The organism is Rhizobium leucaenae USDA 9039 (assembly GCF_000426285.1).
Classification (GTDB): domain Bacteria; phylum Pseudomonadota; class Alphaproteobacteria; order Rhizobiales; family Rhizobiaceae; genus Rhizobium; species Rhizobium leucaenae.
The window spans coordinates 13,947-38,609 of record NZ_AUFB01000011.1; the positions used below are offsets into that span (position 1 = coordinate 13,947).

Here is a 24,663-nt window from a genome sequence, read left to right on the forward strand (position 1 = left end):
GCTCTTCGATGCCTATCAACATCACTATGCCTGCCCTCTCGCCGACCATGGAAGAGGGCAACCTCGCCAAGTGGCTGGTCAAGGAAGGCGATAAGATCAAGTCCGGTGACGTCATCGCCGAGATTGAGACCGACAAGGCGACGATGGAAGTCGAAGCCGTCGACGAAGGCACCGTTGCCAAGATCGTCGTTCCCGCCGGCACCGAAGGCGTTAAGGTCAACGCGCTGATCGCCGTTCTGGCCGGCGAAGGCGAAGACGTCTCCGCCGCTGCCTCGGGCGCTGCCGCTCCGGCTGCAGCACCTGCGCCGAAAGCGGAAACGGCTCCGGCTCAATCCGCTCCTACGGCACAGCCCGCGCCGGTAGCGCCTGCGGCTCTCACGACGGATAGCCATCGTACCTTCGCCTCGCCGCTCGCTCGCCGCCTTGCCAAAGAGTCGGGCATCGATCTGACTGCGCTCGTCGGCTCCGGCCCGCATGGCCGGGTGGTCAAGAAGGACATCGAAGCTGCCGTTTCCGGTGGTGTCGCCAAGGCCGCTCCGGCGGCGGCTCCCGCTGCCCAGCCGGCCGCGGCTGCACCGGCTCCGGCCCCAGTCGCTGCGAAGGGCATGTCTGATGATGCCGTCCTCAAGCTTTTCGAGCCCGGTTCTTACGAGCTTGTGCCGCATGACGGCATGCGCAAGACGATTGCCAAGCGCCTGCAGGAATCCAAGCAGACGATCCCGCACTTCTACGTCTCGGTCGATTGCGAACTCGATGCACTGCTGGCACTCCGCACGCAGCTCAACGATTCCGCTCCGAAGTCAAAGGACGGCGCGCCGGCGTACAAGCTCTCGGTCAACGACATGGTCATCAAGGCCCTGGCGCTGGCGCTGCGCGACGTTCCGGATGCCAACGTCTCCTGGACCGACAGCAACATGGTCAAGCACAAGCATGCCGATGTCGGCGTTGCCGTTTCCATTCCCGGCGGCCTGATCACGCCGATCATCCGTAGCGCCGAACTGAAGACCCTGTCTGCCATCTCCAACGAAATGAAGGACTACGGCAAGCGCGCCAAGGAGCGCAAGCTGAAGCCCGAGGAGTATCAGGGTGGCACGACGGCCGTGTCGAATATGGGCATGATGGGCGTCAAGAACTTCGCCGCCGTCGTCAACCCGCCGCATGCGACCATTCTGGCCGTCGGCGCGGGCGAGCAGCGTGTGATCGTCAAGAAGGGCGAAATGGCCATCGCCACCATGATGAGCGTTACGCTGTCGACCGACCATCGGGCCGTTGACGGTGCGCTCGGTGCCGAGCTCCTGGCAGCCTTCAAGGGCTACATCGAAAATCCGATGGGGATGCTCGTCTGAGCTAGAGCCGGATGATTTTAGGTCGAATCGACCTAAAATCTGAATCCGCTCTAGAATGAAATAGGTAGAGCGTGATGTCGTCCGAAAACCGCTTACACTTTTCGGCATCACGCTCTGGTCGCGACACGGAGGCATGAATGACCAAGACCGTTCTGTGTTACGGCGACTCGCTGACATGGGGCTATAGCGCCGAAACGATGGGTCGTCATGCCTTCGAAGATCGGTGGCCGAGCGTGCTGCAAAAGGCGCTCGGCGATCAGGTTCGGATCATCCCAGAAGGGCTGAACGGCCGCACCACGGCTTTCGACGATCACCTCGCCGATTGCGACCGTAACGGTGCGAAGGTGTTGCCGACGATCCTGCAGACGCATGCGCCGCTCGATCTCGTCATCATCATGCTGGGCACCAACGACATGAAGCCGGTCATCGCCGGTTCGGCCTTTGCTGCCTTGCAGGGCATCAGCCGGTTGATTCAGCTTGTGCGCAGTCATACATGGCCATTCGATTATGAAGTCCCGGACATCCTGATCGTTGCGCCTCCCGTCATCGCCGAGACTGCCGATCCGGCTTTCGCCGCTCATTTCCTCGGCGCGATCACAGAGTCGGCGAAGCTTGCGACGCTCTACCGCGATCTCGCCGACGAGCTTGGCTGCGGCTTTTTCGATGCAGGCACGGTTGCCGTCACCACGCCGCTCGACGGCGTGCATCTCGATGCAGAAAATACCCGGGCGCTCGGTCGCGGCCTAGAGCCGATCGTGCGAATGATGCTCGGACTTTAATTATTTGATTACGCATGATCTTACTTGAAAGCCGCTTCACAATCTTCGCTTCGCGGTTCTTCGGTTCGCCATCGTGCTTCGGAAAAATCAAGGCGGGCTGAGCTTTGGCCGGCCGCCAACCAAAGGCAGGAAACATATGGCTGAGAATTACGACGTCATCATCATCGGCTCTGGCCCTGGCGGCTATGTTGCCGCCGTGCGCGCCGGCCAGCTTGGTCTGAAGACGGCGATCGTCGAACGCGAGCACCTGGGCGGCATCTGCCTGAACTGGGGCTGCATTCCGACCAAGGCGCTGCTCCGTTCGGCCGAAATCCTCGATCATTCCAATCATCTGAAGGACTATGGCCTTGTCCTCGAAGGCAAGGTGACGCCCGATGTGAAGGCCGTCGTCGCCCGTTCGCGTGGCGTTTCCGCCCGCCTCAACATGGGCGTCGGCTTCCTGATGAAAAAGAACAAGGTCGATGTGATCTGGGGTGAGGCCAAGATCACCAAGGCTTCGACTGGCGCTCAGCCCGGCGAAATCGTCGTCGGCAAGTCGACCAAATCCGTTGTCGAGCCGCAGCATCCACTGCCGAAGAACGTCAAGGGCGAGGGCACCTACACTGCCAAGCATATCATCGTCGCCACGGGCGCCCGCCCGCGCGCGCTGCCCGGCATCGAGCCTGACGGCAAGCTGATCTGGACCTATTTCGAGGCGCTGAAGCCGGATTTCCTGCCGAAATCGCTCGTCGTCATGGGTTCCGGCGCAATCGGCATCGAATTCGCGAGCTTCTATCGCTCGATGGGTGTCGACGTCACGGTCGTCGAAATCATGCCGACCATCATGCCGGTCGAAGACGCCGAAGTCTCCGGTATCGCCCGCAAGCAGTTGGAAAAGCGCGGCCTGAAGATCTTCACCAAGACGAAGGTCACCAAGGTAGACAAGGGCGCGAACAACATCACCGCCCATATCGAGACCGAGGACGGCAAGGTGCAGCAGATCACGGCTGACCGGATGATCTCCGCCGTCGGCGTGCAGGGCAATATTGAAAATCTGGGTCTGGAAGCGCTCGGCGTGAAGACCGACCGCGGTTGCGTCGTCATCGATGGCTACGGCAAGACCAACGTGCCGGGCATCTATGCGATCGGCGATGTTGCCGGCCCGCCGATGCTGGCGCACAAGGCCGAGCATGAGGGCGTTGTCTGCGTCGAGAAGATCGCCGGCCTCCCGAACGTGCATCCGACCGACAAGAGCAAAGTGCCGGGCTGCACCTATTGCCAGCCACAGGTCGCCTCCGTCGGTCTGACGGAAGCAAGGGCAAAGGAACTCGGCCGCGACATCCGCGTTGGCCGCTTCCCGTTTACGGCCAACGGCAAGGCGATCGCGCTTGGCGAGGATCAGGGCCTGTGCAAGGTCATCTTCGACAAGAAGACCGGCGAGTTGCTCGGCGCGCATATGGTCGGCGCCGAAGTGACCGAACTGATCCAGGGCTTTGTCGTCGCCATGAATCTGGAGACGACGGAAGAGGAGCTGATGCACACGATCTTCCCGCATCCGACCGTTTCTGAGACGATGAAGGAAGCCGTGCTGGACGCCTACGGCCGCGTGCTCAACGCTTGATAATCTCCTGGCTCGCCCTTTATCCAGAGGGTGGAAAATCGCAAAGGAAATCATCATGTCTGTCAGTACTGAGGCTTGGGTCGTTTTTCTGTTGATCGGTTTGGTGGCGGGGTTTCTCGCCAGCCTGGTTGTTGGCGGTGGCGGCCTGATCAGTTGTTTGTTGAGCGGCGTGATTGGTGCTTTCGTGGGCGGATTCCTGTTCAATTGGCTGGGAATTTCGCTCGGCATACAAAATGCGCTCGTGGTCGAAATCATTCACGCAACGGTGGGCGCGATTGTCGTGGTCCTGTTTGCAAGAGCGATAGCGTGGGGGTAGAGGTGCGATGGAAGGCGTAGGCTGGCTGGGTCTGATCATTATCGGCGGTCTTGCCGGCTGGCTCGCGGGCAAGCTGATGGAGGTGCGATACGGCATCATCCTCAACATCGTTCTTGGCATTGCGGGCTCGGTCGTTGCTGCGGCCATTCTGGTGCAATTGCATATCGGCGTGCCCGGCGGTCGGATCGGTTATTTCGTCACTGGTTTCATCGGTGCATGCATTCTGATATTTCTCGCCAAACTCGTCCGGCGATGAATAGGCCGCGAGCAAGCGGCGGAAAGTAGACATTTCATGGTCACGATTCTCGACACGATCAATCCCGAAGCCAAGCGCATCAGGCATCCGGAAAAGGCGCATCGGCCGGATACGGAAGTTCTGCGCAAGCCGGACTGGATCCGCGTCAAGGCGCCGACGTCGAAGGGCTATGCCGAGACCCGCTCGATCGTGAAGGAGCACAAGCTCGTCACCGTCTGCGAGGAGGCCGGCTGCCCGAACATCGGCGAGTGCTGGGACAAGAAGCACGCCACTTTCATGATCATGGGCGAGATCTGTACGCGCGCTTGCGCCTTCTGCAACGTCTCGACCGGCAAGCCGAACGCACTCGATATGGCCGAGCCGGAAAACGTCGCCAAGGCCGTCAAGGAAATGGGCCTCAGCCACGTCGTCATCACGTCCGTCGATCGCGACGATCTGGAAGACGGCGGCGCCGAGCACTTCGAAAAGGTGATCTGGGCGATCCGCGCCGCTTCGCCGACAACGACGATCGAAATCCTGACGCCGGACTTCCTGAAGAAGCCGGGTGCCTTGGAGCGCGTCGTCGCCGCCAAGCCGGATGTCTTCAATCACAATATGGAAACTGTCGCCGGCAACTATCTGACCGTGCGTCCCGGCGCCCGCTATTTCCACTCGATCCGTCTGCTGCAGCGTGTCAAGGAACTCGATCCGACCATGTTCACCAAGTCCGGCATCATGGTCGGCCTCGGCGAAGAGCGCAACGAAGTGCTGCAACTCATGGACGACCTCAGGACCGCCGATGTCGACTTCCTGACCATCGGCCAGTATCTGCAGCCGACGCGCAAGCATCATCAGGTCATGAGCTTCGTCACCCCGGACGAATTCAAGTCCTACGAGACGGTTGCCTACACTAAAGGCTTTCTGATGGTCGCTTCCAGCCCGCTCACCCGCTCGTCCCATCACGCCGGCGACGATTTCGCCCGGCTGCGGGCCGCCCGTGAGAAGAAGGTTCTGCTGGCTGCGGAGTAAAATTCCAATCTCTTGCATTTTGAACGAACCGCGGCGATTGTGCCGCGGTTTTTGTTCTACCGTCATCAGATCGTCATCTGCGCTACAGCCTCTGAGAGTGGGGGGAAACGTGATGGATCAGATCGCAATTAAGTTGGATAACGAGGTGACCGATCTGAGGCAGGCAGCGGATCATATCCGCGGCGCTGACCGCATTCTCGTTATGGGCTGCTCGGGAGGTGGGAAATCGACCCTGTCTCAGCAGATCTGCGCGCACTTGGATTTGCCTTACGTCTCGATGGATCGCGAGTTTTTCTGGCTACCGGGCTGGATAAACCGAGACAAGGCGGAGGAGCGCGCCCTGATCGCAGCCAAGGTCGCCGAGGAGCGTTGGCTCATTGATGGGACGGCACCATCAAGTTTTGATCTGAGGTTGCCCCGAACAGAGCTCGTCCTTTGGGTACGCATGCCGCGCTGGCTGTGCATGTGGGGCGCTTTGTCGAGAGCGCTGCGATGGCTTGGGCGGTCGCGCCCCGATATGGCGCCGGGTTGTCCCGAGCGTATCGATTGGGAATTCCTGCGTTACATCTGGGATTGGGAGCGCAAGTTTGCTCCCAAGGTACTTGCCGGCATCGCTCAACACGCTCCTGATGTCCCCGTTCTACAGCTAAAATCCCGCGGCGAAATGCGCAGGCTTCTTGATCTTCTGAGCCGTCCTGCTTAATTGCCGCTCATGCCTCAGTTTGAAACGCACCGCCCCGTACCGCACTCGCCTGACCAGATGTTCGATCTCGTTGCCGATGTCGAGCGCTATCCGGAATTCCTGCCGCTTTGCGAGGCGCTGGTTGTCCGCAACCGCAAGGAGCGCGACGGCAAGATATTGTTGGTCGCCGACATGACTGTCGGCTACAAAGCGATCCGCGAGACCTTTACGACACAGGTACTGCTCAACAAGGCGGAACGGGCGATCGATGTGAAGTATATCGACGGGCCGTTCAAATATCTCGACAACCGCTGGCGCTTCACGCCGTCGGAAAACGGCGGATGCAGCATTGATTTCTTCATCGACTACGAATTCAAGAGTCGCATCCTTGGCGCCCTGATGGGATCGATGTTCGATCGCGCTTTCCGTATGTTCACGGATGCCTTCGAGACACGCGCGAAGAAGATCTACGCCTGAAGCGGGGGCGCGGTGCTACTTGCCAAGAGTGATGAGCATTTCCAATGCGGTCTTTAAGGTGGCGAGCCGAACCTTGTCGCGGCCGATATCGCCATAGCGCATTTCATGATGGATGAGGCCGCCCGTGCGTGCCTTGGCGGCGAGGTGAACGAGGCCGACCGGTTTGTCCGCAGAGCCGCCACTCGGTCCGGCGACGCCGGTCACGGCAACGGCAAGATCGGCGCGCGAGCGGAAAAGGGCGCCATGAACCATCTGCAGTGCCGTCTCTTTGGAAACGGCACCGAACTGCGCCAGGGTCTGCTCTTGCACGCCAAGCATGTCCATCTTCGCCGTATTCGTATAGGTGACGAAGCCGCGGTCAACGACTGCCGATGAGCCGGGAATTTCCGTCAAGGCACCCGCGATCAGCCCGCCGGTGCAGGATTCCGCCGTGGCGACCATCCAGCCCTTGGCCGCGAAATCGGTGATGATGCCTTGGGCGAGCGCCAGAATATCGTCGGGAAAATGAGTCATACCTTGCCTCCCCGATAAACCACCGTCGCCGTGGCAATGGCCGCGATGCCCTCGCGGCGCCCGACGAAACCGATCTTTTCGTTCGTGGTCGCTTTCACCGAGCAGCGTTCAAGGCTGATTCCCAGGAATTCCGAGAGTTTGGCGCGCATCGCCTCGCGGTGCGGCCCAACCTTCGGCGCCTCGGCGATCAGCGAGACATCGGCATTCATGATCGTGCCGCCGTGGTCGCGAACGATCTTGGCCGCATGTTCGATGAAGATGCGGGAGGGTGCGCCCTTCCATTGCGGATCGGAGGGCGGAAAGTGGTCGCCGATGTCGCCGGCGCCGCAGGTAGCGAGCAAAGCATCCGTCAGGGCATGCAAGGCGACATCGGCATCGGAATGTCCCTTTAGCTTCTGGTCGTGCGGAATGAAGACGCCGCAGAGCGTCACGCCATCGCCGGGCTCGAGCTGGTGGACGTCATAGCCGTTGCCGGTGCGCACATCCGGCAGCAGGCCGGCGGAAAGCTTTTCATCGGCCATGGCGATATCCCTTTTGATCGTCAGTTTGACGTTGTCGGCGCTGCCGGCAACGAGCGTCACCGGTAGACCCGTCCATTCGGCGATGGCAGCATCGTCGGTGAAATCCGTCTTGTCCTCGGCTGCGGCTTTTTCATGAGCCGCCAGAATATCGGCAAAACGGAAGGATTGCGGCGTCTGTGCGGCGTAGAGCCCTGAGCGGGGCACGGTTTCGGTCACCAAACCATCCGCATCGGCTCGTTTCAACGTATCCGTGACCTGCATGGCGGGCAGCACGGCCAGTGCGCCGGCGGCCAGCGCCGCGGCAACACGATCGAGCAGATCATGGTCAAAGAAGGGACGCACGGCGTCGTGGATCATGACATGCGTCACACCGGCATTTTGCAATTGCCGTAACCCGGCAAGCACCGATTGCTGACGGGAAGCCCCCCCGAAAGCAATTTCGACCGCAGGCGAATCGGCAACCTGTTGCAGGGCGGTTTGCAACAATGTCTCGTCGTCGCGATGGATGACGATCACAATCTTTGCTGCTTGTGGCCATGTCACGAATTTTTCAAGCGTATGCGCAATAACCGACCGGCCGCCGATCGGGCGATACTGCTTCGGGCCTTCCTCGGGCGATCCAGCCCGCTCGCCACGTCCGGCTGCCACGATCACGATTCCGATCGACATCGGTTGCATTGAGTGCATTTGCGTCATAAACCCCAGGGATGAAAGGCTTTCGCTCCAGCATGATCTCCAAAATTGCAAAATGGTTTTTGGACAGCATCTTGCCGAGCAGACCGCCCAAGCCGGACCTCGCTCCAGCAGGGTCTATCGTCTTGAATGGGTATTTTCCAGCTTTTGCCCGAAAAATATCGGCATTCTCCGAAACCCCTTGGCAAGCTTCATAAGATTGTCTAAAAATAGTGCAGATATATGGTGTGCCTGAAAGATAATCATTTGTTTCCGTCCGAACTTGCAGCCCCATTTTTCATCGGCCCGGTGCCCATCCGCAATCGCGTGATCCTCGCGCCGATGTCAGGCGTAACCGATTTGCCTTTCCGTCAGCTCGCTTTGCGCTATGGGGCCGGCCTCGTCGTGACGGAAATGGTCGCCAGCCGCGAATTGGTGCAGGACACGGCGGAATCCTGGGCGCGCCTGAAAGGCGCTGGGCTTAAGCCGCATATGGTGCAACTGGCCGGTCGTGAGGCGCATTGGATGGCAGAGGCAGCGAAGATTGCCGCCGACAATGGCGCTGATATCATCGATATCAATATGGGCTGCCCGGCCAAGAAGGTCATTGGCGGCTATTCCGGTTCGGCGCTGATGCGTGATCCGGATCATGCGCTGAGCCTGATCGAGGCGACGGTCAAGGCTGTTGATATTCCGGTAACGCTGAAGATGCGGCTTGGCTGGGACGAAAACTCCCTAAACGCGCCGCATATCGCCTGCCGCGCCCAGCAGGCTGGAATCCAGCTCGTCACCATTCATGGGCGCACGCGCATGCAGTTTTATGAGGGCAGGGCGGATTGGGATGCGATCCGCGCCGTGCGCGAGGTCGTCTCCATTCCGCTGGTCGCCAATGGCGATGTCGACACGCCGGAGGATGCGCGCGAAATCCTTCGCCGCTCCGGTGCCGACGCCGTCATGGTTGGTCGCGGCTGCCAGGGGCGGCCCTGGCATGCGGGTGTGCTTGCCGGCCATCCTCATCCGGACCATGGCGATATCGCCGACATCGCCCTCGAACATTATCAGATGATGTTGGAATTCTATGGCGAAGCCGTGGGCATTCGTCATGCCCGCAAACATCTCGGCTGGTATCTGGACCGTTACGCTCCCACCATAACAGGCGCTGAAAAGGCAGGAATCATGACTTCGAAAGACAGCCGGGAGGTGGCGGCTTTGTTTCATGCGGCGCTGCAGGCCGGATCCGATCTTCCCCAATGCGCCCAGGAGGCCGCATGAGTTCCAAATCCGATTCTGGAGCTGCGGATCACATGGGGAGCGTCGCCATGGCCGTTCTCAATGCGATCCAGAACCCGGTCGTCATGGTCAACGAGGCCGGCCTGATCGCATTTGCCAATTGGGAGGCGGAAGCCTTCTTCGGCGCCAGCGCCTCGCATCTGTCGCGCTACGAGATTTCCACGTTCATTCCCTTCGGCAGTCCGCTGCTGGCCCTGATCGATCAGGTGCGCGAGCGCCGAGGCCCGGTCAATGAATACCGCGTCGATCTCAGTTCGCCGCGCCTCGGTCAGGACAAGCTGGTGGACATCTATGTCGCGCCTGTTTCGAGCGAACCAGGCTCCGTGGTGATCGTTTTCCAGGAACGGTCCATGGCCGACAAGATCGACCGGCAGTTGACGCATCGTGCCGCCGCCCGTTCTGTGACTGGCCTTGCCTCGATGCTGGCGCATGAGATCAAGAACCCGCTCTCGGGCATCCGCGGTGCGGCCCAATTGCTCGAACAATCGGTAGAGGATGATGATCGCGGTCTGACGCGCCTCATCTGCGACGAGACCGATCGCATCGTCTCGCTGGTCGATCGCATGGAGGTGTTTTCCGACGAGCGTCCGATCGACCGCGTGCCGGTCAACATTCATTCCGTACTCGATCATGTGAAGGCGGTGGCAAAAGCCGGTTTTGCGCGCAACATCAAGGTCACCGAGAATTACGACCCGTCATTGCCGGCGGTTTATGCCAATAGAGACCAGCTCGTGCAGGTCTTCCTCAATCTGGTGAAGAATGCCGCCGAAGCCATTGGCGACCGGCCGGATGGCGAGATCATGCTGACGACGGCCTATCGCCCGGGTATCCGCCTTTCCGTCGCCGGCACGCGCGAGAAGATTTCGCTGCCGCTGGAATTCTGCGTGATCGACAACGGCCCGGGCGTGCCCGCCGATCTCCTGCCGCATCTCTTCGATCCGTTCATCACCACAAAGACGAACGGGACCGGCCTCGGCCTTGCGCTAGTCGCCAAGATCATCGGCGATCATGGCGGCATCGTCGAATGCGACAGCCAGAATCACCGTACCACCTTCCGCGTACTGATGCCGGCTTCCAAGGGCATCACGCTTGAAGATGCTCCTCTTCCGAACTCCACAGGGACTACTCGATGACAGCTACGATCCTTGTCGCCGACGATGATGCGGCCATCCGCACCGTGCTCAACCAGGCTTTGAGCCGCGCGGGCTACGATGTGCGCATCACATCCAACGCCGCCACGCTCTGGCGTTGGGTTTCCGCCGGCGAAGGCGACCTCGTTGTAACCGACGTCGTCATGCCTGACGAAAACGCCTTCGACCTGCTGCCGCGCATCAAGAAGGCGAGGCCGGAGCTGCCCGTTCTGGTCATGAGTGCACAGAATACCTTCATGACGGCGATCAAGGCTTCGGAAAAGGGCGCCTATGATTATCTGCCGAAGCCCTTCGACCTGACGGAGCTGATCGCCATCATCGGCCGCGCTTTGTCCGAACCGAAGCGCAAGCCCGCCAAGCTCGATGACGACGTGCAGGACGGCATGCCGTTGGTTGGCCGCTCCGCCGCCATGCAGGAAATCTACCGTGTGCTGGCGCGTCTGATGCAGACCGACCTGACGCTGATGATCACCGGCGAATCCGGCACCGGCAAGGAGCTCGTAGCTCGCGCCCTGCATGATTACGGCAAGCGCCGCAATGGCCCCTTCGTCGCCATCAACATGGCGGCGATCCCGCGCGACCTGATCGAATCCGAATTGTTCGGCCACGAAAAGGGCGCCTTCACCGGCGCACAAACGCGCTCGACCGGCCGCTTCGAGCAGGCCGAGGGCGGCACGCTGTTTCTCGACGAAATCGGCGATATGCCCATGGACGCGCAAACACGTCTGCTGCGCGTCCTGCAGCAGGGCGAATATACGACGGTCGGCGGCCGCACGCCGATCCGCACCGACGTCCGCATCGTTGCCGCTACCAACAAGGATTTGAAGCAGGCGATCAATCAGGGCCTCTTCCGTGAAGACCTCTATTATCGTCTCAATGTGGTGCCGCTGCGCCTGCCGCCGTTGCGTGACCGCGCCGAGGATATTCCCGATCTCGTCCGTCATTTCGTGCAGCAGGCGGAAAAGGAAGGTCTGGGCTCGAAGCGCTTCGACCAGGAAGCCCTGGAGCTGATGAAATCCTACCCCTGGCCGGGCAATGTGCGAGAGCTGGAAAACCTCATCCGCCGCCTGATGGCGCTCTATCCGCAGGATGTCATCACCCGCGAGATCATCGATGCGGAATTGCGCGCCGACGTGCCCGATAGCCCGATTGAAAAAGGCCCGGTCCGCACCGGCAGCATGACCATCGCTCAGGCGGTCGAGGAGAACATGCGTACCTATTTCGCCGGCTTTGGCGACAATCTGCCGCCGCCGGGACTCTACGATCGGGTTCTCACCGAAATGGAATATCCGCTGATCCTTGCCGCACTGACCGCCACCCGCGGCAATCAGATCAAAGCCGCCGATCTGCTTGGCCTCAACCGCAATACATTGCGCAAAAAGATCAGAGAACTTGGTGTTTCCGTCTATCGAAGCTCCCGTACGGCTTGACAATGTGATCGGATGCGTTGCATTTTCGCCACAATGCGTTGCTTAAAGGTCACGCAGCCGGTTCACTGATTTGTGGTAGCGATCCGTTCGGGTGTGTTCCTGCGCAAAGGGAAATTGTTCATTAGTTTCAGCTCATTGTTCAAATGATTTGAAATAGAGGTTTCGCATTGGGTGTGAAGCCGAATGGCGGTTCCGATCTTGCCTGGTCGCTTTTGCTGCCGTCAAAACAGTGCTGATGCAATTTGGCCCGGGCGCCGACCGCCGCCCGCGCCCGGAGATGATGGGAATGAAGCAGGACGCGGTGTCGCCGACAACGAGCGACGAGGCGGTCGTCAAGGTGACGGATCGTCGTGCATCCTTCGCCCTTCCGGGCCTGATCTTGGCTGGCGGCGCGCTCTTGTGCGCGATCGCGACGCTCCTGATGCTTCTGGGGCTGACACCGGTTGCTCCTACATCCTCCGTCGTCTTCACCTCCGTCGTCATCAACGGCCTGTTCGTTCTGGGGCTGATCGCCCTGATCGCACGTGAGGTTGCGCGCCTTGTGAAAGCGCGCAGCCGCGGCCGGGCGGCGGCGCGCCTGCATATCCGCATTGTCGTTCTCTTTTCCATCGTTGCGATCACCCCGGCGATCCTCGTGGCCATTGTCGCCAGTTTGACGCTAAATGTCGGCCTCGATCGCTGGTTTGCACTGCGCACGCAGCAGATCATCAGCTCCTCGCAGAATGTCGCGCAAGCCTATCTGATGGAGAACGCCAGCTACCTCCAGGGCCAGACTGTTTCCATGGCGAACGATCTGGAGCGCAACCGCACGCTTTATAGCCTGGATCGCACCGGTTTCGCCGATCTGATGACCCGGCAGGCCAAGGGGCGCGGCTTGCTGGGCGCTTTCCTAGTGCGTCGCGACGGCACCGCGATCGTCCAGGCCGACATCAAGACCGAGCGTCCGCTGCCGGCAATTCCGAAAGACGCGCTCGATGCTTCCGCCGACGGCCAGCCGACGCTGATCCCGCCTGGTGTGACCAACCTGGTCGGCGCTATCCTCAAACTGGACGAGATTCCCGGCGCCTTTCTCTATACCGTCCGGGCTGTCGATCCGCGCGTCATGAACGCGATGCGCATGGTCGAAGACAACACGGCCGAATACAAGGCGATGGAAGCGGGACGCATGTCGCTGCAGATCGCCTTTGCCGTGCTCTACATCGGCTTTGCGCTGATCGTGCTTCTGGCGGCGATCTGGACCGCGATCGCGGTTGCCGACCGCATCGTTCGGCCGATCCGGCTTTTGATCAGCGCCGCCGACAATGTCGCCTCCGGTAACATGAATGTGCTGGTGCCGGTGCGGGCGGCCGACGGCGACGTCGGCAGCCTGTCCCGCACCTTCAACAAGATGATCTCGGAGATACGGACTCAACGCGACGAGATCCTCGAAGCCAAGGACGAGGTGGATGACCGCCGCCGCTTCATCGAAGCGGTTCTCTCCGGTGTGACCGCGGCCGTGATCGGCGTCGAACACGACCGGCGTATCACCATTGCCAACACGTCCGCCGAAGAGCTGCTGACTCTGAAGAGCGATGAGCTTGTCGGCAAGAACCTCGCTGAGATCGCCCCTGAAGTCGAGCAGGTGGTGACGGAAGCAACGACCCGGCACCGCAATGATTTCCGCAAACAGATCAGCCTGGTGCGCGGCGGCACGGTGCGGACCCTGAGCGTGCAGGTGACGCGTGAGGAATCGCGCGATTCGAACGAATCCTACGTCATCACGCTCGACGACATCACCGATCTGGTCATTGCCCAGCGTTCGACGGCCTGGGCCGACGTCGCCCGCCGTATCGCGCATGAAATCAAAAATCCGCTGACGCCGATCCAGCTTTCCGCCGAGCGCATTCGCCGCCGCTTCGGCAAGAATATTGCCGAGGCCGATCGCCCGGTTTTCGATCAATGCACCGACACGATTATCCGTCAAGTCGGCGATATCGGCCGCATGGTCGATGAATTCTCGTCCTTCGCCCGCATGCCCAAGCCGACGATGGAACCAAGCGATCTGCGCGACATCCTGCGCGATGCGGTGTTCCTGCGCGAGATGGGCAACAACCACGTCAAGTTCGAGCGCGAGCTCGGCGACGAGCGGCTGGAAGGCATGTTCGACACGCGCATGCTGGGCCAAGCTTTCGGCAATCTCATCAAGAATGCCGTCGAGGCGATCGAGGGCGTGCCGAGCGGCGAGACCCGTGAGGAGCCTAAAGTCCTCGTCCGTTCATTCCTGGATGCCGAGCGCGATCGCTTCACCGTCGACGTCATTGACAACGGCCGCGGCCTGCCGGTCGAGAACCGGCACAGCATTCTCGAACCCTACATGACGATGCGCGAGAAGGGGACGGGCCTGGGGCTCGCGATCGTCAAGAAGATCATTGAAGACCATGGCGGGCAGCTTGAACTGCATGATGCTCCCGCCGATTTCGACCAGGGCAGGGGTGCCATGATCCGCGTGCATTTGCCGCGTCGTGAGCAGGCCGCCGTCGCCCAAGCAGCAAGTGACAAGGAAAGCGTTTATGGCATCTGATATTCTCGTTGTGGATGATGAGGAAGATATTCGCGAAATCGTTTCGGGAATTCTTTCGGATGAGGGGCATGAGACTCGCACCGCGTTCGACAGCGACAGTGCCTTGGCGGCGATCTCCGACCGAGCACCGCGGCTGATCTTCCTCGATATATGGATGCAGGGCAGCAAACTCGACGGCCTGTCGCTGCTGGATGAGATCAAGACGCGTCATCCGGAACTGCCGGTGGTGATGATTTCCGGCCACGGCAACATCGAAACCGCCGTCTCCGCCATCAAGCGCGGCGCCTTCGATTTCATCGAGAAGCCCTTCAAGGCCGACCGGTTGATCCTGATCGCCGAACGGGCGTTGGAAAATTCCAAGCTGAAGCGCGAGGTCTCGGAGCTGAAGCGCCGCACCGGCGATGGCGTCGAGCTGATCGGCACGTCGGTTGCCGTTTCGCAGCTTCGCCAGACCATCGACAAGGTCTCCCCGACCAACAGCCGTGTTATGATCTTCGGCCCCTCCGGTTCCGGCAAGGAACTCGTGGCCCGCATGATCCACAAGAAGTCGTCGCGCGCCAATGGTCCTTTCGTCGCGTTGAATGCGGCGACGATCACGCCCGAACGGATGGAAATCGCGCTCTTCGGCACGGAAGGATCGCCGGGCCAGCCGCGCAAGATCGGCGCGCTGGAAGAGGCGCATCGCGGTATTCTCTACCTGGACGAGGTCGGCGAAATGCCGCGCGAGACGCAGAACAAGATCTTACGCGTGCTGGTCGACCAGCAGTTCGAGCGCGTTGGCGGCTCGAAGCGGGTGAAAGTCGACGTGCGCATCATATCGTCGACCGCCTACAATCTGGAAAGCCGGATCGCCGAAAGCCTGTTCCGCGAAGATCTCTATCACCGCCTCGCCGTCGTGCCCGTGCGCGTGCCGGCGCTTGCCGAGCGGCGCGAGGATATTCCATTTCTCGTCGACCAGTTGATGCGGCAGATTTCCGAGCAGGCCGGCATCCGCTCGCGCCGCATCGGCGACGACGCGATGGCTGTGCTGCAGGCGCATGATTGGCCGGGCAATATCCGTCAGCTTCGCAACAATATCGAGCGCCTGATGATCCTCGCGCGCACCGACGGACCGGAGACGCCGATCACGGCGGAGATGCTGCCGACCGATCTCGGCGACATGCTGCCGAAGGTGTCGGCCAAGAACGACTATCACATCATGACCTTGCCGCTGCGCGAAGCCCGCGAAATGTTCGAGCGCGACTATCTGATCGCGCAGATCAACCGCTTCGGCGGCAATATTTCGCGCACGGCCGAGTTCGTCGGCATGGAGCGTTCGGCGCTGCACCGCAAGCTGAAGTCGCTCGGCGTCTGAAGCCGTTTGCGGGCAGTTCCGATCTGCCCCGCACTCTCTCTTATTCTTATGGAATTCTGATCAGGGTCCGTCATGCCGAGAATAGCTTATGTGAATGGCCGTTACGTCAAGCACAGCGACGCGATGGTCCATGTCGAGGATCGCGGTTATCAATTTGCCGATGGTGTCTACGAGGTCTGCGAGGTCCGTCACGGCTTGATCGTCGATCTGACGCGCCATCTCGATCGTCTCAACCGCTCGCTCGGTGAACTGCGCATCGCCTGGCCGATGAGCCGTGCGGCGCTGATCCATGTGATTCGCGAGACCCTTCGCCGCAATCATGTCCGCAATGGCCTGTTCTATCTGCAGGTGACGCGCGGCGTGGCCCGCCGTGACCATGTCTTCCCGGCAGATGGCACACCGTCCTCGATCGTCGTCACTGCCAAAAGCACCGACCCGTCCGTCATCGCCAAGAAAAACGCCAACGGCATCAAGGCGATTACCGTGCGCGACAATCGTTGGGATCGTGTCGACATCAAGTCGGTCGGGCTTTTGTCGAACGCGCTGGCTCGCCAACAGGCCAAGGAAGCCGGCGCACAGGAAGCCATCTATATCGACCATAACGGCATGGTGAAGGAAGGGGCGGCCACCAATGTCTGGATCGTCGACACGGATGGCAATCTTGTCACGCGCCCGGCCGAGCATGGCATTTTGCGCGGCATCACGCGTACGACGCTGATGGATGTCGCGGCGGAGTTAGAGCTTGCCATCGTCGAGCGTTTCTTCTCCGTCGAGGAGATGATGGCGGCGCGCGAAGTGTTCATCACGGCCGCTACCAGCATTTGTTTTCCGGTGGTTGCCATCGACGGCGAGACGATTGCCAACGGTCATCCCGGAAGCGTTTCGCAGAAAATTCGCGAAGCCTTTTTCGACGTTGCGGAAAAGACTGCGATTTGATACCAACATTCGCTGGAGGGGAGAGAATGAGGGTATCTCCTGTCCGGGGTCTCAGTATATCTTGATATTTCACCGGCTTAGGCTGGCAAAAAAGAAAGAAGCGGCGCGATGGCGGAACGTTCTCAAAACTTGCAGGACCTATTTCTCAATACTGTTCGCAAGCAAAAGATTTCACTCACAATCTTTTTGATCAATGGCGTAAAGCTCACGGGCGTTGTTACGTCCTTCGACAATTTCTGCGTCCTGCTGCGTCGAGACGGCCATTCCCAGCTTGTCTATAAGCATGCGATCTCGACGATCATGCCTGGTCAACCGATGCAGATGTTCGAAAGCGAAGAAGTCGCATCCTAAGTAGGATTTGCCGTTATCACGACACGCGATACGAAACACGATTCAATCATCCCGGAAACTGCGAAGCATCGGGATGACATGCATGCGGTCGTCATTGTCCCCGTCCTGAAGCAGGCGCGCGCATCGCGCTCCGCGCAGGCGGATGGTGCGACGACCACCTCACGTTCCCCCGAAAGCCGACTCGAAGAAGCCAAGGGTCTGGCACTCGCCATCGACCTGGACGTCGTCTACGGCTCGATCGTGCCGATCAACGATCCACGTCCGGCAACGCTTCTCGGCACCGGCAAGATCGAGGAAATCCGCGCGCTGCTCGATGAATTCAATGCCGGTCTGGTGATCGTCGATCATCCGCTGACGCCGGTGCAGCAGCGCAATCTCGAGAAGGAATGGAACGCCAAGGTCATCGACCGCACGGGTCTGATTCTTGAAATCTTCGGCCGCCGCGCCTCCACCAAGGAAGGCACGCTGCAGGTCGATCTTGCGCATTTGAACTACCAGAAGGGCCGGCTGGTTCGCAGCTGGACCCACCTTGAACGTCAGCGCGGCGGCGCGGGCTTCATGGGCGGCCCCGGTGAAACCCAGATCGAAGCCGACCGGCGCATGCTGCAGGAACGGATCATCCGGCTCGAGCGCGAGCTGGAGCAGGTGGTGCGTACCCGCCAGCTTCACCGTGCCAAGCGCAAGAAAGTGCCGCATCCGATCGTGGCTCTGGTCGGCTATACCAATGCCGGCAAATCGACGCTGTTCAACCGGATTACCGGCGCCGGCGTCCTAGCCGAGGACATGCTGTTTGCGACGCTCGATCCGACGCTGCGGCGCATGAAACTGCCGCATGGCCGAACCGTGATCCTCTCGGATACAGTCGGCTTCATTTCCGACCTGCCCACCCATCTCGTAGCTGCTTTCCGCGCGACGTTGGAAGAGGTCCTTGAAGCCGACCTGATCCTGCATGTGCGTGATCTCTCCGATGACGACAATCAGGCGCAGAGCGCCGATGTCATGCGAATCCTCGGCGATCTCGGCATTGGCGAGGCGGAAGGGGCGGAGCGCATCCTCGAAGTCTGGAACAAGATCGATCGACTGGAGCCGGAGGCGCATGATGCCATCGTCCAGAAGGCATCGACCGCTGAAAACGTCATCGCGGTATCGGCAAGGAGCGGCGAGGGCGTCGATCGTTTGATGAACGAAATCAGCCGCCGGCTTTCCGGTGTCCTGACCGAAACGACGATCACGCTGCCGGTCGACAAGCTGGCGTTGCTGCCGTGGCTTTACAACCACGCCATCGTCGATAGCCGCGAAGACAACGAGGACGGCACAGTCACCTTGGATCTGCGCTTGACCGAGACAGAAGCGGCGGAGTTGGAGCGGCGCATGGGCAACGGCCCGAAACCGCAGCGCGAGGACTGGGAATAGGCGTCCGCCGTATGCTGTAGCAATGCCAGGAAAAGTGCGAAGCGGTTTTCCGTTCGGGATTGCGAAAAAACACAGAGATAGAGCGGTTCTAAGATTCCGGGAAAAGCTGAACTGCTCTATTCAGCGAGCTGACGCTCGATCGCCTTCGCCGCCTGCCAGATATCTTCCATCCGCTCCAGAGAGGCGCCATCCAGGGTTTCCCCTTCGGCGGCGAGTGTCATTTCAATGTGGCTGAAGCGGCGGCGGAATTTCGTGTTCGTGCCGCGCAATGCCTGCTCGGGATCCGCCTTCACATGCCGGCCAATGTTGACGACGGCAAAGATCAGGTCGCCCAGCTCGTCGCTGACCTTGGCCTTCTCGCCGCTCGCAAGTGCCACCCGCAATTCATCGATCTCCTCCTCGATCTTGTCGAGGATCGGCTCTGGCGCTGACCAATCGAAGCCGACCTTGGCGGCGCGCTCCTGCAGCTTCAGCGCCTCGGTCAAAGCGGGAAAAGTGCGCTGCACCGAACCGAGGAAACCGGTCTTGAAATCCTCGGAGATTCCCCGCCTTGCCCGGCGCTCGGCACGCTCGCGCTTCTCTTCCGCCTTGATCTCTTCCCATTGCACCTTCACAGCGTCGGGCGTATCGGCGCCGGAGACGGCGAAGACATGCGGGTGCCTGCGGATCATCTTGTGGGTAATGGCTTCCACCACGTCGCCGAAGGAGAATTCGCCTGCTTCCTCGGCCATACGGGCGTGGAACACGACCTGCAACAGGAGATCGCCGAGTTCCTCGCAAAGATCGTCCATATCCCCGCGTTCGATCGCATCGGAAACCTCATAGGCTTCCTCGATCGTATAGGGCTTGATAGTTTCGAAGCTCTGGACGATGTCCCACGGGCAACCGGTCTCGGGATTGCGCAGCGCCGCCATGATTTCGATCAGGCGGGATATGTCTCGCGATGCTTCCATCGGGGCCTCTATGGTCTTGTCGAGAGCAATTCCAGGAAAAGTGCGTAGCGGTTTTCCGTCCGGTATTGCGTGAAAACAAAGAGATAGAGCAGTTCAGCGATTCCGTGAAGCGCTGAACTGCTCGAGCTCAGTTCAGTGGAATGTCGTTGTCGCTCTTCGTCGCTTGATAGCGGTCGGAGAGTGCGGCATAGGCGGCCTTGATGCGCGCCGTTTGTTCCTTGAGCGCCGTCTTCAGCGGCTCCGCTTCGGTTTCGACGAGATCGGCAACCGCAAAGCTGTTCCAGAAAGCGTTCTGCCGGCGATAGCCACCCGGTTCCAGTGCGAAGACCTCTTTCAGGATCTTCAGGTCATGCGGGATCGCGAAGGTGTCGCGGGAATCCTCGTGGCTGAAGAAATAGTAGAAATTATCGAAACCGGCCCAGGTGATCGCCGACATGCACATGGTGCAGGGCTCATGCGTGGAGAGGAAAATCAGGTCCTTGGTTGCGGGCTTCTCGCCGAGTTCGTAGAAGCGTTTCAACGCATGTACTTCGCCATGCCAAAGCGGATTTTCGAGCTCGTTGTTTGTTTCGGCGATGACTAGCGACAGGTCGGATTTGCGCAGGATTGCCGCGCCGAACACCTTGTTTCCGGTGGCAACACCCCTTTGCGTCAGCGGCAGGATATCGTGTTCCAGGACATCGAGGAGGCGGGCGGCAATTGTGTTGGCGGACAAGCGGAACACTCCGAGATATTTTCTTCATCTTAACGGCATTGCCGGTACGGCGGAATGCGCAAATGACGTATGGACTCCATTTGCCACAGGCAATAGGAATGTCGTTGATAGCAAGAAGTCCTAAAAGTCTATGGATTTCCTGTATTTATGCTATTCTGACTGGCTGGTGAGTTTTGCTCAAATCGAAGAGATGTCGAGCAAAAGAATACGGACTCGGCGGAGCATTAGAATTTCTGTTTCTTCAATCTCCTGGCCGCTAAGGTGATATTCGGGCAATCTCGAAGTGGAATGATAATGCCTCCCAGGACTCAACAGCTTTCGGTGTTTCCCGCCTTCTTTCGCGTGGAAGGAAGGATCGCGGCTGTCTTCGGCAATGGTGATGAAGCCTTTGCCAAGACGCGATTGCTGATGAATACGCAGGCGAAGATCGTCGCCTATGCGCAGACGCCGGAAGCCGACTATCATTCATTCCTGATCGCCAATCGCATGGAGACCGTACGAGCTGCTTTTTCGCCGGATCAGGTCGAGGGCGCTGCCCTGGTGTTCGCCGCCACCGGCGATGCCGAGGCCGACCGCGCGATCGTCGACGCTGCCCGTACCGCAAAAATTCCGGCAAACGCCGTGGATCAGCCCGACTATTGCGATTTCTATACGCCGGCGCTGGTCAATCGTGCCCCGGTCGCCGTCGCTATAGGCACTGAAGGCGCCGGCCCCGTGCTGGCGCAGATGATCCGCGCGCAGATCGACCAGTTGCTGTCACCCTCGCTCGGCAAGCTTGCGGAACTGGCGACGAGCTATCGCAAATCCGTCGATCGCCTTGTCCCGCGCGGCGTCGCCCGCCGCGTCTTCTGGCGCCGCTTCTTTTCCGGTCCCGTCGCCGACGCCGTCAGTGCCGGTCATTTGCTACAGGCGGAACGCGCCGCCGACAGTTTGCTGCACTCGATGCACAAGGTCGAGGGCCATGTGTGGCTGGTCGGCGCCGGTCCCGGCGCGGAAGATTTGCTGACGCTGCGCGCGCAACGAGTGATGATGGAAGCCGATGTCATCGTCTATGACGCGCTCGTCCCGCAGGCGATCGTCGATATGGGCCGCCGTGACGCCGAACGTCTTTCCGTCGGCAAACGCAAGGGCTGCCATACCAAATCGCAGGAAGAGATCAATGAACTGTTGGTGCAGCTTGGCCGGGATGGCAAGCGCGTCGTACGGCTGAAGTCCGGCGATCCGCTGGTCTACGGCAGGGCGGGCGAGGAAATGGCTGCCCTCCGCGCTGCCGGTATTACCTATGAGGTCGTTCCGGGCATCACCTCGGCCTTTGCAGCGGCTGCCGATTTCGAGCTGCCGTTGACGCTACGCGGCGTTGCCTCGTCGCTTGTCTTCACCACCGGTCACGACCTGACCGGCGACGTCCGGCCGGATTGGGCAAGCCTCGCCATTTCGGGCGCAACCATCGCCGTCTACATGGGCCGCACGGTCGCCGCTTCCGTGGCCGGTCGTCTGATGGAAGCCGGGCTTCCGCCCGAGACCACAGTCGCCGTCATCGAGAATGCCAGCCGCCGCGACCGCCGTCTCATGCACGGCACGCTGAAAGATCTGCCGGACCTGGAGCATCGCGATGAGCTGAGCGGCCCGGTCATGGTTATCATCGGCGACGCCGTCGCCGGCGCCAATTTCGAACAGTCCGAGCCGCTGGTCCGTCAGGAGATCGTGGCTCAAGAATTTGCAAGGAGCTGATCCATGGTCGACAAGGTTCTGACCGCAAACCGGCTGACCGATGGCATTGCCGTCTGGTTGGATGCCAATGGTGCGTGGGCGACCTCGCTGCAGGAGGCGCTCGTCGCCCGCCATGCCGAGGCGGAAGCCGCCCTCGAGGCGATCGGCAAGCAGGCTTATGCCGACAACAAGGTTGTCGACGTCAACCTGATCGACGTTCAGGAAACCGGTGGCAAGCTCTGGCCGCTGCGCCTGCGTGAGCGCATCCGCGCCGAAGGTCCCACGATGGAATACGCGCCGGGCTATGCCGCGGCCGATCCGGAATTCATTGCAGTCTGAGGAAATCATGTATCGTTACGACGAATTTGACCAAGCCTTTGTTGCGGAACGGGTTTCGCAGTTCCGCGATCAGGTGCAGCGGCGCCTTTCGGGTGAGCTCTCGGAAGATGCATTCAAGCCGCTGCGTTTGATGAATGGCGTTTATCTGCAGCTCCATGCCTATATGCTGCGCATTGCTATTCCCTATGGCACGCTGAGCTCGCGCCAAGTGCGCATGCTCGCGCATATCGGTCGCACCTATGACCGCGGTTACGGCCATTTCACCACCCGCCAGAACCTGCAGTTCAACTGGCCGAAGCTGTCCGATATACCCGACGTGCTTGCTGAGCTCGCTTCCGTCGAGATGCACGCCATCCAGACGTCAGGCAATTGCATTCGCAACGTCACGGCCGACCATTTTGCCGGTGCCGCCGCCGACGAGGTTGCCGACCCGCGTCCCTATGCGGAAATCCTGCGCCAGTGGTCCTCCGTTCACCCGGAATTCTCCTTCCTGCCGCGCAAGTTCAAGATCGCCGTTACCGGCGCCGAGCGCGACCGTGCCGCCATCCAGGTGCACGACATCGGCCTGCACCTGAAGAAAAACGACAAGGGCGAGATCGGCTTTGCCGTCTATGTCGGTGGCGGGCAGGGCCGCACGCCGATGGTTGCCAAGCTGATCCGCGAGTTTCTGCCGGAAGAAGACCTGCTGTCCTACACGACCGCCATCGTGCGCGTGTACAATCTGCACGGCCGCCGCGACAACAAATACAAGGCGCGCATCAAAATCCTCGTGCACGAAACCGGAGCTGAGGAATTGGCGCGCCAGGTCGAGGCCGAGTTTGCGAACCTGAAAGACACGGAACTGAAGCTTCCTGAGGCCGACGTTCAGGCGATCGCGACCTATTTCGCACCGCCGGCTCTGCCGGAGCGCGCCGAAGGCTGGGAAAATCTCGCCCGCTGGAAGAAGGCCGATCCGGCCTTTGCCCGCTGGGTGGGGCAGAATGTGCAGCCGCACAAGAATCCCGACTACGGCATGGTGACAATCTCGCTAAAGCCGATCGGCGGTATTCCGGGCGATGCTTCGGATGCGCAGATGGACGTAGTCGCCGATATCGCCGAAGAATATGCCTTCGATGAAATCCGCGTCAGCCACGAGCAGAATCTGATCCTGCCGCATGTGGCGTTGGCCGATCTCGAAGCCGTCTATCGCGCCCTCGTCGCCGCCGGCCTCGAAACCGCCAATGCCGGCCTGATCACCGATATTATCGCCTGTCCGGGGCTCGACTATTGCGCTCTCGCCAATGCCCGTTCGATCCCGGTTGCGCAGGAAATCTCCAGGCGCTTTGGTTCGGCCGAGCGTCAGGCCGAGATCGGTGAGCTGAAGATCAAGATTTCCGGTTGCATCAATGCTTGCGGCCATCACCATGTCGGCCATATCGGCCTGCTCGGTGTCGAGAAGAAGGGTGCGGAACTCTATCAGATTACGCTCGGCGGCTCCGGCGACGAGCATACCTCGATCGGTGAGATCATCGGCCGCGGTTTCGAGCCGGAAAAGGTGACCGACGCTATCGAAACGATTGTCGATACCTATCTCGGCCTGCGCCTGGAGCCTTCCGAAACCTTCCTTGCCGCCTATCGCCGCGTCGGACCGCAGCCTTTCAAGGATGCACTCTACGGCTCGGCAGCGGCCGAAGCGGCGTGAGGAGATGGCCATGACGAAGATTTGGCGGGAAAACGGTTTTGTCGCAAACGATCCCTGGATCATCGAGACCGATGAGCTGAAGGCGACGGAAGAGCAGAAGCCGCTGCTCAGTCTCGACGCCCTGATTGCCAAGGCCGAAGAAAGCAACGATGTCGGGCTCGGCGTGTTGATCAAGCCGGCTGACGATGTGACCCGGCTGGAGCCTTATCTCGATCGCCTGGAGATCATCGCCGTAGCGTTCCCGGCTTTCAATGATGGCCGTGCCTTCAGCCACGCCTCGCTGCTGCGCGAGCGCCTCGGCTACACCAACGAGCTGCGCGCGGTTGGCGACGTGCTGATCGACCAGATCCCATTGATGCTGCGGGTCGGTATCGACAGTTTTGCGGTCACCAACGAGACGGCGCTGAAGCGGCTTTCGGAACAACGCCTGCCGGGCATTCCGCATCACTATCAGCCGACCGCCCGGCATGCCGAAGGTGGCCAGGCCTATAGTTGGCGCCGTCAGGCCGCCAAAACGGCCTGATGCGGCTTTCCAGCCCCAGGAGTGGCGGCAATGCGAGATACATCGGATTGCCGCATTCTAGTGACTATATATGGCTGACATGATGGC

Annotated in this window: 24 protein-coding genes; 20 read left to right on the forward strand and 4 right to left on the reverse strand. The window is 60.3% G+C overall.

Translation table 11 applies throughout. The features are described from left to right. Nucleotides 1–8: 8 nt before the first annotated feature. From K290_RS0117475 to K290_RS0117510, 8 genes are all read left to right on the forward strand, one after another. Entirely contained in the window at nucleotides 9–1,346 is a 1,338-nt protein-coding gene (locus K290_RS0117475) for a pyruvate dehydrogenase complex dihydrolipoamide acetyltransferase (RefSeq protein WP_028753134.1), read from the forward strand. A gap of 137 nt (nucleotides 1,347–1,483) precedes the next feature. Next, nucleotides 1,484–2,125, forward strand: coding sequence for an SGNH/GDSL hydrolase family protein (locus tag K290_RS0117480; RefSeq protein ID WP_028753135.1), 642 nt, complete (start codon nucleotides 1,484–1,486; stop codon nucleotides 2,123–2,125). A gap of 136 nt (nucleotides 2,126–2,261) precedes the next feature. Then, the gene (lpdA, locus tag K290_RS0117485; RefSeq protein ID WP_028753136.1) at nucleotides 2,262–3,725 is read left to right on the forward strand and encodes a dihydrolipoyl dehydrogenase; all 1,464 of its coding nucleotides are present in this window, start codon (nucleotides 2,262–2,264) and stop codon (nucleotides 3,723–3,725) included. Between the two features lie 55 nt (nucleotides 3,726–3,780). Then, nucleotides 3,781–4,041: a GlsB/YeaQ/YmgE family stress response membrane protein gene (locus tag K290_RS0117490; protein ID WP_028753137.1), complete on the forward strand. Its 261-nt coding sequence runs from the start codon at nucleotides 3,781–3,783 to the stop codon at nucleotides 4,039–4,041. 7 nt (nucleotides 4,042–4,048) lie between these two features. Next, nucleotides 4,049–4,297: a GlsB/YeaQ/YmgE family stress response membrane protein gene (locus K290_RS0117495; RefSeq protein WP_028753138.1), complete on the forward strand. Its 249-nt coding sequence runs from the start codon at nucleotides 4,049–4,051 to the stop codon at nucleotides 4,295–4,297. 36 nt (nucleotides 4,298–4,333) lie between these two features. Further along, the gene (gene lipA, locus K290_RS0117500) at nucleotides 4,334–5,305 is read left to right on the forward strand and encodes a lipoyl synthase (protein ID WP_028753139.1); all 972 of its coding nucleotides are present in this window, start codon (nucleotides 4,334–4,336) and stop codon (nucleotides 5,303–5,305) included. Nucleotides 5,306–5,417: 112 nt separating this feature from the next. Beyond that, the gene (locus K290_RS0117505; protein ID WP_037135658.1) at nucleotides 5,418–6,008 is read left to right on the forward strand and encodes a P-loop NTPase family protein; all 591 of its coding nucleotides are present in this window, start codon (nucleotides 5,418–5,420) and stop codon (nucleotides 6,006–6,008) included. A gap of 9 nt (nucleotides 6,009–6,017) precedes the next feature. Next, complete coding sequence (locus K290_RS0117510; RefSeq protein ID WP_028753141.1) at nucleotides 6,018–6,464, forward strand: type II toxin-antitoxin system RatA family toxin; 447 nt, start codon at nucleotides 6,018–6,020, stop codon at nucleotides 6,462–6,464. Nucleotides 6,465–6,479: 15 nt separating this feature from the next. Here the strand turns inward: K290_RS0117510 and K290_RS0117515 are convergent, their stop codons facing one another. Together K290_RS0117515 and K290_RS0117520 are read right to left on the reverse strand one after the other, a co-directional pair. Continuing rightward, nucleotides 6,480–6,977 carry a CinA family protein gene (locus K290_RS0117515; RefSeq protein ID WP_028753142.1) on the reverse strand — a complete coding sequence of 166 codons (498 nt, stop codon included), beginning with the start codon at nucleotides 6,975–6,977 and terminating at the stop codon, nucleotides 6,480–6,482. Further along, entirely contained in the window at nucleotides 6,974–8,194 is a 1,221-nt protein-coding gene (locus K290_RS0117520; protein ID WP_028753143.1) for a bifunctional 2-C-methyl-D-erythritol 4-phosphate cytidylyltransferase/2-C-methyl-D-erythritol 2,4-cyclodiphosphate synthase, read from the reverse strand. The genes K290_RS0117515 and K290_RS0117520 overlap by 4 nt, the downstream gene beginning before the upstream one ends. 219 nt (nucleotides 8,195–8,413) lie before the next feature. On the opposite strand from K290_RS0117520, the gene dusB reads away from it, so the two are divergent. From dusB to hflX, 8 genes are all read left to right on the forward strand, one after another. Then, nucleotides 8,414–9,442 carry a tRNA dihydrouridine synthase DusB gene (gene dusB, locus K290_RS0117525; RefSeq protein WP_037135660.1) on the forward strand — a complete coding sequence of 343 codons (1,029 nt, stop codon included), beginning with the start codon at nucleotides 8,414–8,416 and terminating at the stop codon, nucleotides 9,440–9,442. Further along, nucleotides 9,439–10,593, forward strand: a complete 1,155-nt coding sequence (locus tag K290_RS0117530; RefSeq protein WP_028753145.1) for a two-component system sensor histidine kinase NtrB — start codon at nucleotides 9,439–9,441, stop codon at nucleotides 10,591–10,593. The genes dusB and K290_RS0117530 overlap by 4 nt, the downstream gene beginning before the upstream one ends. After that, nucleotides 10,590–12,041 carry a nitrogen regulation protein NR(I) gene (gene ntrC, locus K290_RS0117535; protein ID WP_028753146.1) on the forward strand — a complete coding sequence of 484 codons (1,452 nt, stop codon included), beginning with the start codon at nucleotides 10,590–10,592 and terminating at the stop codon, nucleotides 12,039–12,041. Before K290_RS0117530 ends, ntrC begins: the two co-directional genes overlap by 4 nt. A 286-nt stretch (nucleotides 12,042–12,327) precedes the next feature. After that, nucleotides 12,328–14,601: a sensor histidine kinase NtrY-like gene (locus tag K290_RS0117540; protein ID WP_028753147.1), complete on the forward strand. Its 2,274-nt coding sequence runs from the start codon at nucleotides 12,328–12,330 to the stop codon at nucleotides 14,599–14,601. Next, nucleotides 14,591–15,955 (forward strand): nitrogen assimilation response regulator NtrX, encoded by a 1,365-nt coding sequence (ntrX, locus tag K290_RS0117545; protein ID WP_028753148.1) that lies wholly within the window; start codon nucleotides 14,591–14,593, stop codon nucleotides 15,953–15,955. Before K290_RS0117540 ends, ntrX begins: the two co-directional genes overlap by 11 nt. A 72-nt stretch (nucleotides 15,956–16,027) precedes the next feature. Beyond that, nucleotides 16,028–16,891: a D-amino-acid transaminase gene (locus tag K290_RS0117550; protein ID WP_028753149.1), complete on the forward strand. Its 864-nt coding sequence runs from the start codon at nucleotides 16,028–16,030 to the stop codon at nucleotides 16,889–16,891. Between the two features lie 108 nt (nucleotides 16,892–16,999). After that, nucleotides 17,000–17,242 (forward strand): RNA chaperone Hfq, encoded by a 243-nt coding sequence (gene hfq / locus K290_RS0117555; protein WP_007693481.1) that lies wholly within the window; start codon nucleotides 17,000–17,002, stop codon nucleotides 17,240–17,242. Between the two features lie 78 nt (nucleotides 17,243–17,320). Continuing rightward, the gene (hflX, locus tag K290_RS0117560; protein ID WP_028753150.1) at nucleotides 17,321–18,655 is read left to right on the forward strand and encodes a GTPase HflX; all 1,335 of its coding nucleotides are present in this window, start codon (nucleotides 17,321–17,323) and stop codon (nucleotides 18,653–18,655) included. A 116-nt stretch (nucleotides 18,656–18,771) separates the two neighbouring features. On the opposite strand, the gene mazG is transcribed toward hflX, so the two are convergent. Next, nucleotides 18,772–19,608 (reverse strand): nucleoside triphosphate pyrophosphohydrolase, encoded by an 837-nt coding sequence (gene mazG / locus K290_RS0117565; protein WP_028753151.1) that lies wholly within the window; start codon nucleotides 19,606–19,608, stop codon nucleotides 18,772–18,774. A 127-nt stretch (nucleotides 19,609–19,735) separates the two neighbouring features. After that, nucleotides 19,736–20,323 carry a nucleoside deaminase gene (locus tag K290_RS0117570; RefSeq protein WP_028753152.1) on the reverse strand — a complete coding sequence of 196 codons (588 nt, stop codon included), beginning with the start codon at nucleotides 20,321–20,323 and terminating at the stop codon, nucleotides 19,736–19,738. A 288-nt stretch (nucleotides 20,324–20,611) separates the two neighbouring features. Here K290_RS0117570 and cysG point away from each other — a divergent pair, with 288 nt between their 5' ends. From cysG to K290_RS0117590, 4 genes are read left to right on the forward strand one after another with little or no spacing between them, the layout of a single operon-like run. Next, nucleotides 20,612–22,054 (forward strand): siroheme synthase CysG, encoded by a 1,443-nt coding sequence (gene cysG / locus K290_RS0117575; RefSeq protein WP_172831023.1) that lies wholly within the window; start codon nucleotides 20,612–20,614, stop codon nucleotides 22,052–22,054. Nucleotides 22,055–22,057: 3 nt separating this feature from the next. After that, nucleotides 22,058–22,372 carry a DUF2849 domain-containing protein gene (locus K290_RS0117580; RefSeq protein WP_028753154.1) on the forward strand — a complete coding sequence of 105 codons (315 nt, stop codon included), beginning with the start codon at nucleotides 22,058–22,060 and terminating at the stop codon, nucleotides 22,370–22,372. 7 nt (nucleotides 22,373–22,379) lie between these two features. Beyond that, the gene (locus K290_RS0117585; protein ID WP_028753155.1) at nucleotides 22,380–24,053 is read left to right on the forward strand and encodes a nitrite/sulfite reductase; all 1,674 of its coding nucleotides are present in this window, start codon (nucleotides 22,380–22,382) and stop codon (nucleotides 24,051–24,053) included. Nucleotides 24,054–24,063: 10 nt separating this feature from the next. Then, nucleotides 24,064–24,576: a DUF934 domain-containing protein gene (locus tag K290_RS0117590; RefSeq protein WP_028753156.1), complete on the forward strand. Its 513-nt coding sequence runs from the start codon at nucleotides 24,064–24,066 to the stop codon at nucleotides 24,574–24,576. Nucleotides 24,577–24,663: the final 87 nt, after the last annotated feature.